Below are 12,152 nucleotides of genomic sequence, written 5' to 3' on the forward strand. Positions count from 1 at the left end.
CGACCAGCAACATCTACACCCACCTGGACTACAACTCCAAGATCAACTCCGCCAATAAGATCCTTGACTATTTCCCGCAGTAAATCAAAATTCATATCCGGAATTGAATATGAAAATACCGAAATCCCCCAGAGAACAGGGCTTTCGGGATTCCCGGATGGTGCCGGTGGCGGGGGTCGAACCCGCACGTCCTTGCGGACACTGGATTTTGAATCCAGGGCGTCTGCCAATTCCACCACACCGGCATAGGTGCTTTTTGGGTGGGAGAATGCGTTCTGATACTTTCTCTCGTTAGGCGGTCAGCGATGGAGGCACCCCCAAAAAAGGATAACCTCTTAGGATTGCCAAAATAGCCCGGCGTTTCAAGCAATTCCCGGTCACGGATTCTCGCGGAAGATAGCGGAAGTTGATGTCTTTTGAGTCCGGCACGTCTGCCAATTCCATCACACCGGCGAGCAAATGATTCGCCTTATTACTTTGTCAGTATAAATCAATTTTCCCTTCCCGTCAAGAGCGAAGCCGCAAGGACGTTATATTTTTTTAAGTCCGGCCATATTTGCTATCAGTTTTTTTGTTCCTACGCTGTCAAAAGCGACTTCAAGATAAATGTCTTTGCCCATGGGTTTCATTGAAATGATCATGCCGTCGCCGAATTTCCTGTGACGCACCCTCTCACCTACGATGAATTGATTTTGAGGCGCAGAAGAGGCGCCCCGGCCTTTAAACATGGACGTGGGCTCTTTATTATATGCAGTGTTATCATAACTGATGTGCGACGATGCGGCGCGCCTTTGAGATGCTCTGCGGCTCACGGCCGGTTCTTTATACTCTTCCGATATTTCCTCTAAAAAACGCGAGGGACGCGGATACATCGTTTTGCCGAAGACAAGGCGTTCCTGCGCGCGCGTTATATAAAGCTGACGCTTTGCGCGTGTTACGGCAACGTAGCAAAGTCTTCTCTCCTCCTCTATCTCGTCAGGGAAATCAAACGAGCGTGAAGACGGAAAGACTCCTTCATCGGCGCCGATCAAAAACACCGTATCAAATTCAAGACCTTTGGCGCTGTGTATGGTAAGCATGGTCACGCTGTCAGAGGCGTTGTCCTGAGCGTCAAGATCTGTATAAAGCGCTATTTCCTCAAGAAAGCCGCGAAGCGACGGGTCGTCAGGATGGCTTCTCATGTATACAACGGTGTTTGACACGAGTCCTTTAAGGTTTTCAATGCGCTGACGGGCGTCCTCTGTTTTCTGGGATTGAAGCTCTTCAAGTATTCCGGTGCGCCCCATGACCATTATGACGAAATCGTTGAGCGCCATGTTGTCTTTCAGCGCAATAAGGTCGTTTATCATGTCGGAAAAAACGCCGAGCTTTTTTGAAAGGTTAGACAGCACAGGTATGGATCTTGAGCGCAATATGGCTTCAAACATGGATATCCCCTCGCTCGTGGCCGCCGCTTCAAGCGTGTCAACGGTAGCCTGGCCTATACCTCGCTTGGGGACGTTTATTATGCGTTTGAGCCTCAGATCGTCGGAGGTGTTCTCTATAAGCTGGAGATACGCCACGATATCCTTTATCTCGGCGCGCTCATAAAATCGAACGCCGCCGATGAGCCTGTAAGGTATGCCGCTTTGCGAGAGCGCGCGTTCCAGCATATAGGACTGCGCATTCATTCGATAAAGCACGGCAAAGTCCGAATATTTTTTTTCCTGAAGCGAGTTAAGACGAGAGATCACCGAGGCCACGAATCTCGCTTCGTCCTCATCGTTTGCGGCTTCGTAGACTTTTATCTTTTCGCCCGAGATATTATCTGTCCAGAGTGTTTTTTTACGCCTTGTTTTATTATGCTTTATTATGCTGTTCGCGGCGTCGAGTATGTTTTTTGTGGAGCGGTAATTCTGCTCCAAACGTATAATAAGCGCATCGTTGTATTCGTCCTCAAAGCTTAAAATGTTTTCAATAGTTGCGCCTCTGAATTTATATATGCTCTGGTCGTCGTCTCCGACAACGCATATGTTTTTATATTTGCCCGCAAGCAGACTGACAAGCTTATACTGAGCATGATTGGTATCCTGATATTCGTCTACAAGCACGTATTTGAACTTGTTCTGATAAAAATCGCGCACTGATTCGTTTTCGGACAAAAGCCTTACAGTATTTACGATAAGATCGTCAAAGTCCATCGCGCCCGCATCCCTGAGCCGTTTTTGATATAGAGAATATATGCGAGAGATCTCGCTTAAATAAAAGTCCTTTGAAGACAGCGAAGCAAAATCTTCTTCGGATATAAGCTTGTTTTTAGCGCCGCTTATCTGAGAATATACTGCGCGCGCAGGGAATCGCTTTTCATCTATATTAAGCTCCTTTTCACACGCTTTGATAAGCCTCATTGTGTCGTCTGCATCATATATTGAAAAGCTCGAATCAAAACCAATAGCCTCGCTGTTTCGCCTGAGTATTCTTACGCATGCAGAGTGAAATGTGCATGCCCATATATCGTTCGCTTCGGGGCCTATGGTAAGCGCTAGACGCTCTTTTAGTTCCCCTGCCGCCTTGTTCGTAAAGGTTATCGCCAATATCGAGTACGGTACGGCTCTTTTTACACGTATAAGCGGCAAAAGCTCTGACAGCTTTTCGTCATTGGGAGAAGCTATGTAGTCTTTCATGTCAGAAATGTCGTCTTCACATAGATCGGCAGGAACAGTTTCGCTGTGATATGCGTTTCCAAATCTTATAAGATTAAGTATACGGTTGACTAAAACTGTCGTTTTTCCGCTGCCTGCGCCCGCAAGTATTAAAACGGGCCCCTCGGTCTGAAAAACGGCTTTCTTCTGCATATCGTTTAAGTGAGGATACTGCATTTCGATCATTTGTTTTCTGAGTTTAAGGAACTGTTCGTTTATCTCCATATCGTTCATAAATATCTCCGAATAAAACTGTTTGCTTCTTGTGGATCTGCAATCATTCTATCACAATCAACGCCATATTACAACAAAAAGGCGCGAAAACGTAGGAGAGCATATAATATATCGGGCGGTGATCGTATTTGCATATGACGGATTTATTCGGATTCGGCAAGAAGCCGTTCTCGGCTCAAAGACCGAGATATTTGGCAATTATTAAGCCGACCGGCGCATATGGCCGTCCCGAAGGCATGGCGTCGGTTTTCAATGCGCCGAAAGGGGTGTATATCGCAGTTCATCTTCAGCATCTTGGGAGGTGCAAAGATCGCAAGATCATATTCTCCCTTGAGGATATTGATCTTATTATTCCCTCTTGGAATGATTTTGCCTATCTGGCTTTCTATACGGATAAGTACAGTATCCATGAGGTGATATTTAAAAAGATATACCTTAAAATATTTTGCGAAAATGAGGAGAGTCTTACCGCTGCCTGCGGCACGGTGTTAAAGTATTAAAAGCATACTTTGTTATTGAACTATGCTTAAAAATATAGTATAATTAACCATATAAAAAATATAGGAGGCAACATGTATGAAAATAAAGGCGACTATAATGCTGCTGCTTTTTCTGATATCAGTCGTTATGATATCGGGCTGTTCGGAGAAAAATAACGACACGGAGAATAACAAGGCTGACGAAAGCGCCGCTTCCGAAACGGCACAGATGCAACAAGACGCCGAAGAAAACGGCAGCGAAGAAGCAGACGTTTCAGAAGAAGACAGGCTGCTTTCCGAGCCTTATGTTGAGATGATGACGCAGGGCAAGTTTTTTATCCACTATACGAGCACAGACGTCCTCGACGGTGAAGCAACAGAGGCCGAATACAAAATGGCTTACGACGACAAAAAGCTGTATATGAGCATGGTCAGTGAAGACTTTTCCATGACTACGATTTCAAATGAATCAACTATGTATCTTATAGACGACGCAAGCAAGACGTATTATAAAATGAGCGTGTCCGAAGATGAAATGGAGAACACTGACGATGAAGAACTGATGACTGAGAACGAGTATGTTTTTGTCGGAGTCGGAGAAAATAAGCTGGGCGGCAAAAATCTTTATTACGAGGAATATACTGCGGGCAGCGGCTCGCTTGTGCGCTATTATTTCGACGGTGATAAGCTTTATGCCATAGAAGGTATAACCGACGGCGAAAGCAGCGTTATGTATATTATAGAAATGACAGATAATGTTGATCCTTCCCTGTTTTCAGTGCCTGATGATTACAGTGAAATGTCGCTTGAATAAATGATATGTACACGGACAAACGGGCTCTTTTAAAAAAGAGTCCGTTTATATTAAAAAGGAATAACGAGAAAATAATTTCAATTATTTTGCCTATAAATCTTGACATTAAAAAAATTCTGTGGTACTCTTTTCAAGTCAGATTAGATATCGCATCTGTTTTTTGGGGTATTTGATCAGCAAAAATGCGGGTGTAGTTCAATGGTAGAATTCCAGCCTTCCAAGCTGGCCGCGTGGGTTCGATTCCCATCACCCGCTCCATTATGTTTTTTATACGCGCCTGTAGCTCAGCTGGATAGAGCAACTGCCTTCTAAGCAGTAGGCCAGGGGTTCGAGTCCCTTCAGGCGCGCCACTTTATTTTTATGCGGTGGATATAGCTCAGTTGGTTAGAGCGCCAGATTGTGGCTCTGGAGGCCGTCGGTTCGACTCCGACTATCCACCCCACTTTTATGAGACCTAAGATGCCACAAATATTTACCTATATTGGGGTGTAGCCAAGCTGGTTAAGGCACCAGACTTTGACTCTGGCATTCGTAGGTTCAAATCCTGCCACCCCAGCCACTTTTTTTATTTATGACCCATTAGCTCAGTTGGCAGAGCACTTGACTTTTAATCAAGGTGTCCCGCGTTCGAATCGCGGATGGGTCACCAACAGACGCCTAAGGCCGCACGGTTTTAGGGCGTCTGTTTTTTATAAATACATAAGGCGGTCGGACAAATATATGCCCGGCCGCCTTTATTCACTATAATGACGCTGCAGGCGCTAGCGCGCCCCGTTTATTCTGCGGCATCGTATACCAAGTAGTCGTCGTCACTGCTCTCTTTTAAAACTATCGTCGAAAGCTCGTTATAATTTCCGCCGTAGTTATACGAGTATACCTTTCCCTGAACAACGTAGTAGAGCACGTTGCCGATGTAGCACAAACGCTCCTGACCGATGTAAACGTAATTATCATCCGAGACTTTGAGTCTTGCCTGCTCGTTTAATTTCTCTCCGCTTATATTGTAAATAAACGCGATATTGGCGGAAGTCGGGTCGGAATAATCGTCAACGGAGAATCCGAAATTATTGCGCTCTTTATCTACCATGAGAGCCTTGTGGTCGTAAGTCACGTCGGAGTATACGTAGCGCGAGTCGGCCACCTTTACGGTATCCACCTCAACGGGCTCGCCGTTCGTTATCTTAAAGAGCGAAAGCTTTAAGCCGTCGTCGATAGTGCCTATTTCTTCCCGCTGTCCCCTGTCGTTTATTATAAAGCTGTCCTTCGTGTCGCGGCCTATGCCCAAAAGCAGATCGTCGCCTACGGGATGGAGATACGACGAATATCCGGGGACTTTCACCTGTCCCGTGATCTTCGGGTTCGCGGGGTCGGATACGTCTATTACGAAGAGCGGGTCTACCTGCTTATACGTTACGACGTAAGCCGTATTGCCGTCAAATCTTGCCGAATATACGCGCTCGCCCTTTGCTATGCCCGTGATAGAGCCCAGTATGCTCATAGCAGAGGGATCGACGATATAAAGGCTGCTGCCCTGTTCGCCGCTGTAATCGGTAGTTACGACTCTCAGATTTCCGTTATATTCGTCCATGGAGAACTGGTCTAAAACGGAGCCGGAAAGCTTTATTGCACCCTGCGGGATCACTGATTTTCCTTCGAGGTCAAAATACATTACTTTTGTATTTGCTTCGTATGTCTTCCGGTCGTAATCATATGAAGCAAGATAAACGGAGTTTTTGTTCATGTAGACTGTGCTTCCGCTTCCGAATACCGACTCGATATTTGCCGGAGAATTGTCCGTAATGTCTATAACGGCGAAATTAAGATAGCTCGTATCGCTTATTTCGGGCATTATTGCAATTTTGTTCGCCTCGATCAAAGCTGCGCTGCCGCCGTTAGACTGGCTGTCGCGGTATACGGGGAAGAAATCGTCGTCAACGTCGTAAACGTATTTTTCGGTGATGATATATACAAGGTTGTCTATCTTTCTCGTGGAAACATTGTATCCTTCTATCTCGGAGGATTTTACAAGCTTCGGGGAGTTCTTGTCGGATATATCATACACGAAAGCGACCGTAAAGCTCTTTCCGTAGTATGAGTCAAAGAGTACGTCGTCTTCCGTATTTTCGCTTGAGTAGGTCCTGTAATAATCGGAAGCGCCGACAAGCACGAGCCTGCTGCCGTCTACATACATATCGTTGAAGTAAGTATCGTCGCCGGCCGTTATCTCGGAAGCAAGCTTCATCTGACCGTTGTCGCCCGTTTCAACGATATACACTGTATTGTAGCTCATATAGTATATGTATTTTCCGTCGGTCTTCAATATGTCGGCCTCGTCAACGCCTTCTACCTGCACGTTAGTCTGCGAGTATGCGTCGTCGCCGTCGCCGCCTCCGCCCATGCCGCCTTCGGCAGCGGATTCGGAAGGCGATGCTTTTACGGCGGTGGAATTGGCAGAAGCGCCTACGTCACGCGCCGAGTCGGCCTCTGCCTCCTCTTCAAGGACGTAAGCAGCGTTGTATCTGCCGAAATAATCGGAAAACGAGTCTCCGACGACAGATTTTATCTCGCTGTGAGAAGCGTAATATCTTAAATTGCCGAGAGTGTCCTGCGCGGCCTTTAATGCGTTGCCGGATTCTTGGGACTTGTCCTCTTTATAGATAGTTATATATCCGTCGGAGAAATCGACCTTGAGGCCGAGAGCCGTTTCGCAAAGCGCGCGTATCGGCACCATGGAACGGTCGTTTCTTATTATCGTCTTTGTGTCGAGCCCGTAAGACTGGCCGTCAACGGTAAATGAGGCTTCGTTTATCGGGAAAATTATATTTTTGCCCGATATCTTAATGACAGCCGCATTATTTTCAAAAGATACGTCCGCGCCGAACGCCTCGGAAATGGAGCGAAGCGGGATCAAGGTGCGGTCTTGATTCACTATCGGAGTAACTGCCGAATTGTCTGCGTCATGGTATAAAACTTTGCCGTCCTTCATGTATCTCGGATCGTGAAGGCGGAATACGACGATGCTGTCGGAGGCGCTTTGGCCGTTGTCCTGGGCAAGGCCTACGGACACGGCGGAAAAAATGCCGATAATAAGCAGCATCGCAAGCAAAGCCGACATAAATCTTTTCATAATTATCTCTCCTATCCTATGTGGTTTCTAAATAAGACGATCATAATTATAAAAAGTTTCATGAAATAATGAAAATTTTAAAATTTTATTCAAAATCCATCATATTTTTAAGCTTCTTTATTATCTTTTTTTCCATACGTGACACCGACACCTGAGATATTTGCAAGATCGAGGCGGTTTGTGACTGCGTAAGGTCGTGAAAATATCTGAGTTTTATTATTGCCTGCTCCTTATCGGAAAGCTTTGAGATCAGAGAATTTAAAGCGATCCTGTCTAAAAGCGCGTCCTCGCCGCCTGAAACTGCTACGGTGTTTTCAAGAGTTTGGCCGTCTTCTTCGAAAATAGGCGAGTTAAGGCTTTTAGGCGCTCTTGCAGCTTCAAATGCTGAGGCTATAAGCTCGCTGTCTACGCCAAGCATTTCTGAAAGCTCATGAAGCTTCGGCTCGCGTCCCAAAAGCTCTGTCAGCTCTATAGATGCTTTTTGCGCTTTGAAAGCAAGCTCCTTTAAGCTTCTTGAGGATTTTATCATGGATGAATCTCGTAAGAATCGCTTGATCTCTCCAAGTATTAAGGGTACGGCATATGTCGAAAACTTTACGTTGTAAGAGACGTCAAAATCGCGCGCGGCGCGAATAAGCCCCATGGCGCCTATCTGATGAAGGTCTTCCGTCTGCGTTTCGTATCCCGTAAAGCGCGAACATATGTTGTAAACAAGCTTCATGTTGTTTAGTACAAGCTCTTCTCTTGCGCTTTCGTCTCCGTTTTTGATCCTAATTATCAGCTTGTCGTTTTCGGCGGCATATGAATTCTTCATTTTTTACTGCCGTGTGATTATGCGCTTTCGCATGACAACTTTCGTGCCGTATCCTACGCGCGATGTGACTTTGACGCTGTCCATAAAGCTCTCCATTATCGTAAAGCCCATACCGCTTCTTTCCCCTGTTTCGCAGGTGGTGAAGAGCGGCGTTCTGGCCTGCTCGATATCCTCTATGCCGCTTCCTTTGTCGGATACGCTTACCTCGAGAGTGTCGGAGTTTATTATTCGTGCTCGTATGCGTATCTCGCCCATCGTGTCCTTATAGGCGTGCACAATAGCGTTTGTAACAGCCTCCGACACCGCTGTTTTTATCTCGGTGATATCGGAAAGCGTAGGGTCGAGCTGCGAGGCAAATGCCGCTACTGCGGCGCGTGCAAACCCCTCGTTTACGGAGCGCGCCGGTATCAGAAGCTTCAGGTAATTGTTGACCGTCATTTTATGTATACCTCCCCTTTATTTAAAACGTATAAGCTTATTCACTCCGGACATTTCAAAAATACGACGTATCGCCGAGTTTTTGACAGACAGCTCGACTTTTCCGCCCATCTCGCTTAAAAGCTTATAGCGTCCGAGTACAAGCCCTATGCCGGAGCTGTCCATAAATGTTAGCTTATCCATGTTTATAATAAGCGTATTTACAGGCTTCATTGAAATAATATCGTCTATGGCGTCGCGCGTCATTTTTGCGGTATGATGATCAAGCTCCCCGTTTAGGAATACAGTAAGCTCGTTTTTGTTGTATGAGTATGTTATCTCCATGGCTATACCTCCGAAAAAGCATTTACAAAGGTATTTTAGAGCGTGAAAGAAAAAAAGTCTTAAGAAGTTTGTCGTAAAAAAACCGCCCGAAGGCGGCGTTTAAATCAGTTTATATCACGACCTCATACATGCTTGTCGCGTCGTCCTTTTTTACGGTTTCTTTAATATCCGTAACTTTAACTTTAATGCTTTTCTGTCCGAATAATATTTCTATTATATCTCCCGTTTTCACCTCGTAAGACGCCTTCGCAGGGCGTCCGTTTACGCTTACCCGCCCCGCGTCGCACGCTTCGTTTGCGACGGTGCGGCGTTTTATCAGCCTCGACACCTTTAAGAATTTATCAAGTCTCATGGTATTCCTTTCAAAAACAAATCATACAAATATAGCTTCTGTTTATAAAAAACAGAAGCTATGATTTACGCGATGAACAACTATGCGATAGTATCTTTAAGAGCCTTACCTGCCTTGAAAACAGGTGCTTTCGACGCCGGAATGTCTATTGTTGCGCCGGTCTGAGGATTTTTGCCCTTGCGTGCGGGACGTTCTTTTACTTCAAACGTACCGAAACCGATGACCTGTACCTTATCGCCTTCTTTAAGCGCGTCGGTGATAACGTCGAGTACCGCGTTGACAGCGAGATCCGCATCCTTTTTTGATAAACCAGATTTTTGTGCAACAGTAGCTATTAATGTGCTTTTGTTCATGATAACCTCCAAATATTTAATTTTCTCTTTTTTATAGTGAATACAGAGCCATTAGTTTAAGCCTTTTGTTTTGATTCATTCCAGAGCTCGTCCATTTCTTTAAGGCTTAACTTGTCAATATTCATATTATAACGTAACTTCGCCTGCTTTTCAATATATAAATAACGACTTATAAATTTTTTGTTGGAGCTCATTAAAGAAAGCTCCGGGTCTACGTTGTGACGTCTTAAAAGGTTTATGCAGGCGAACATGACGTCACCGCCCTCTTCCATGATCTTTTCGCTGTTACCGCTCTTTAACGCATCCGAAAGCTCGTCCGTTTCCTCTTTGAGCTTTGAGAGAGCGTCGTCATCGGTCTCAAAATCAAATCCTACTTTGGCGGCTGCTTTTTGTATCTTATATGCATACATCGGAGACGGAAGACTTTTTGCAATGCCGTTCATTACGTCCGACTGTTTTTTCTGGGCTTTTTCCTGTTTTTTTATCTTGGCCCAGTTGTCAAGCACTTCGTCGGCATTTTCGGCCTTAACGTCCGAAAAAATATGAGGATGTCGGCGTATGAGCTTTTCGCATATGCCCGTCGTAACGTCGTCCATATTGAAACGGTCGGATTCTTCGGCCATTTCCGTATGAAATACGACCTGGAGCAACACGTCGCCGAGTTCTTCCTTTAAATGCTCGTCGTTTCGCTCCTCTATCGCGTCAATGACTTCGTACGTTTCCTCGATAAAATTGCTCTTTATCGAATCGTGAGTCTGTTCGCGGTCCCAAGGGCAATCTTTGCGCAGGATCTTCATTATGTTTAGTAAATCGGCAAAATTATAAGTGTTTTTTCGCTCAAAGTCAACCATTATTTCGATATCCTTTCTTTTTTTATCCATCCGCGGCGTTCCATTATCGAAACGAGCTTCTTTCCCTTTGGCATAAGAAGCAGATCCTCGCGGATGAAACCGCGCAGAGCGACGAGCATGAAGAAGTATATGAGCATAGCTATCACGAGCGCCGCAAGCGTGGCGATATGCGGACTTATTATCCTTGATATTGCGTTATAACATGCAAGCGCGCCTATACCCATAGCCGCCGCGCTTACCAGCGGCTTTATGAGCATATTGAGAAAGTTCGGACGGACGTGCGTAACTCTTATAAGCATTATAAAGTTAAGTATCGTTATCGTAGCATAACATAGCGTGGTACCTATCGGAGCGCCGCTTATATTTATCGACGGAGTGCCCACAAGGAAATAATTCGTAACGAGCTTTACTACGCCGCCGCAGAGCATGGTAAAAACGGGTATATTCGGACGGCTTATCGCCTGAAGCATTGAATTCGTTATCGAGACCATGCAGACGAAAAGCACGCCTGCGCCCAGCGAAGTGAGCAGCGGAGCCGCGATCTCAACTTCTTCAAGGCGCTTGAAGAATATAAGGCTTAAAACGGGCTTGCTCAGCATCGCAAGTCCTATGGCGCACGGCATCGCGATAAGCATGCCTATGCGAAGTCCCGAGCCTATGGTGGAATGAAGCTTTGCTTTGTCCTTTACGGCAAAGGCTGCCGAGATTATAGGTATTATGCTTATGCTTAAGCTTACTACTATCGAGGGCGGCAGGTTGAAAAGCGTTACGGCCATAGACGTATAAGTGCCGTAGAGCGAATTTGCCTGCGCCTGCGAAAAGCCTGCGTCTCCGAGACGGTTCATAACGAGCAAAAGGTCGATAAGATTCGTTATGCTTATGACCGAAGCGCCAATAGTCACGGGTATGGCTATTTTTAAAAGCTGCTTGAATATTTCCCTGCCGGGTCTTGCCTTTTGTCCCTTTGCAAGGCTCTTGATTTCGCGTACTCGCTTGGAGCGGTTGTAATACACCCACATGAGGATCGCGCCCAAAACGCTGCCCACGGTTATGCCGGTAACGGCTCCGGAGGCCGCAAGCTCAATAGACTGACCGGCTTTGATTATCATATAGGCCGCAATAAAGCCGACAACGAGCTTTGCTGCCGCTTCTACTACCTGCGACATAGCAGTCGGTATCATATTGGAAAGCCCCTGGAAAAAGCCGCGGAAGGTAGACATTATCGCAACGAAGAATATCGCCGGCGCTATTACGAGCACGCTGGTCATGGCTTTGTCGTTATTGGCTGCTTTTGAGAAGGCGTCGGCTCCGAAGAACATTATGAGCGAAGCAGCAAGCCCCACGACCATGAATACGAGAAGCGATATATTGAATATTCGCTTTACGTCGGCCCATTTGCCCAAGGCGGCGTTTTCAGATACCATTTTTGATATTGCAACGGGGAGTCCGGCGGTTGAAAGCACGAACAGCATCTGATAAATGCTGTATGCAGTCTGAAAATACCCCATACCTTCGCTGCCTATTAAATTTGTAAGCGGAACCTTGAAAAGCGCGCCTATTATTTTTACAATGACGTTTGCCGCAATAAGGATCATCGCGCCGTGCATAAACGAACTTTGGGTGTTCGTAAGAGCGGATCGTCTTTCGTTCAAATGATAAGCCTCCCGAAGTTTTTAATAAATATT

The 12,152-nt window shown here is 45.9% G+C and carries 11 protein-coding genes and 6 tRNA genes; 7 read left to right on the forward strand and 10 right to left on the reverse strand.

Annotated elements, in window-relative coordinates; translation table 11 throughout:
• Positions 1-158: 158 nt before the first annotated feature.
• Both IJG50_05700 and IJG50_05705 read right to left on the reverse strand, forming a co-directional pair.
• Positions 159-245, reverse strand: a tRNA-Leu gene (locus IJG50_05700).
• 285 nt (positions 246-530) lie between these two features.
• Complete coding sequence (locus IJG50_05705) at positions 531-2,915, reverse strand: UvrD-helicase domain-containing protein (GenBank protein ID MBQ3379347.1); 2,385 nt, start codon at positions 2,913-2,915, stop codon at positions 531-533.
• A 134-nt stretch (positions 2,916-3,049) separates the two neighbouring features.
• On the opposite strand from IJG50_05705, the gene IJG50_05710 reads away from it, so the two are divergent.
• The 7 genes from IJG50_05710 to IJG50_05740 all read left to right on the forward strand — a co-directional run bounded on the left by IJG50_05710 (position 3,050) and on the right by IJG50_05740 (position 4,857).
• Positions 3,050-3,415 (forward strand): hypothetical protein, encoded by a 366-nt coding sequence (locus IJG50_05710; GenBank protein MBQ3379348.1) that lies wholly within the window; start codon positions 3,050-3,052, stop codon positions 3,413-3,415.
• 76 nt (positions 3,416-3,491) lie between these two features.
• The gene (locus IJG50_05715; GenBank protein ID MBQ3379349.1) at positions 3,492-4,208 is read left to right on the forward strand and encodes a hypothetical protein; all 717 of its coding nucleotides are present in this window, start codon (positions 3,492-3,494) and stop codon (positions 4,206-4,208) included.
• 184 nt (positions 4,209-4,392) lie between these two features.
• Positions 4,393-4,466 (forward strand) — tRNA-Gly (locus IJG50_05720).
• A 15-nt stretch (positions 4,467-4,481) separates the two neighbouring features.
• Positions 4,482-4,558, forward strand: a tRNA-Arg gene (locus tag IJG50_05725).
• Positions 4,559-4,573: 15 nt separating this feature from the next.
• A tRNA-His gene (locus tag IJG50_05730) sits at positions 4,574-4,650 on the forward strand.
• A 40-nt stretch (positions 4,651-4,690) separates the two neighbouring features.
• Positions 4,691-4,767, forward strand: a tRNA-Gln gene (locus IJG50_05735).
• Positions 4,768-4,781: 14 nt separating this feature from the next.
• Positions 4,782-4,857 (forward strand) — tRNA-Lys (locus tag IJG50_05740).
• A gap of 126 nt (positions 4,858-4,983) precedes the next feature.
• Here the strand turns inward: IJG50_05740 and IJG50_05745 are convergent.
• From IJG50_05745 to IJG50_05780, 8 genes are all read right to left on the reverse strand, one after another.
• Positions 4,984-7,335: a beta-propeller domain-containing protein gene (locus tag IJG50_05745; GenBank protein ID MBQ3379350.1), complete on the reverse strand. Its 2,352-nt coding sequence runs from the start codon at positions 7,333-7,335 to the stop codon at positions 4,984-4,986.
• Between the two features lie 85 nt (positions 7,336-7,420).
• Entirely contained in the window at positions 7,421-8,149 is a 729-nt protein-coding gene (locus IJG50_05750; GenBank protein MBQ3379351.1) for a sigma-70 family RNA polymerase sigma factor, read from the reverse strand.
• Between the two features lie 3 nt (positions 8,150-8,152).
• Positions 8,153-8,587, reverse strand: a complete 435-nt coding sequence (spoIIAB, locus tag IJG50_05755) for an anti-sigma F factor (GenBank protein MBQ3379352.1) — start codon at positions 8,585-8,587, stop codon at positions 8,153-8,155.
• Between the two features lie 18 nt (positions 8,588-8,605).
• Positions 8,606-8,911 (reverse strand): anti-sigma factor antagonist, encoded by a 306-nt coding sequence (locus IJG50_05760; GenBank protein ID MBQ3379353.1) that lies wholly within the window; start codon positions 8,909-8,911, stop codon positions 8,606-8,608.
• A 109-nt stretch (positions 8,912-9,020) separates the two neighbouring features.
• Positions 9,021-9,263: an RNA-binding S4 domain-containing protein gene (locus tag IJG50_05765; protein ID MBQ3379354.1), complete on the reverse strand. Its 243-nt coding sequence runs from the start codon at positions 9,261-9,263 to the stop codon at positions 9,021-9,023.
• Positions 9,264-9,343: 80 nt separating this feature from the next.
• Complete coding sequence (locus tag IJG50_05770; protein MBQ3379355.1) at positions 9,344-9,616, reverse strand: HU family DNA-binding protein; 273 nt, start codon at positions 9,614-9,616, stop codon at positions 9,344-9,346.
• A gap of 56 nt (positions 9,617-9,672) precedes the next feature.
• Positions 9,673-10,467: a nucleoside triphosphate pyrophosphohydrolase gene (mazG, locus tag IJG50_05775; protein ID MBQ3379356.1), complete on the reverse strand. Its 795-nt coding sequence runs from the start codon at positions 10,465-10,467 to the stop codon at positions 9,673-9,675.
• Positions 10,467-12,119, reverse strand: a complete 1,653-nt coding sequence (locus tag IJG50_05780; protein ID MBQ3379357.1) for a polysaccharide biosynthesis protein — start codon at positions 12,117-12,119, stop codon at positions 10,467-10,469. The genes mazG and IJG50_05780 overlap by 1 nt, the downstream gene beginning before the upstream one ends.
• Positions 12,120-12,152 lie beyond the last annotated feature (33 nt).

The organism is Clostridia bacterium, from assembly GCA_017405765.1.
In the GTDB taxonomy this organism is placed as follows: Bacteria; Bacillota; Clostridia; order Oscillospirales; family RGIG577; genus RGIG577.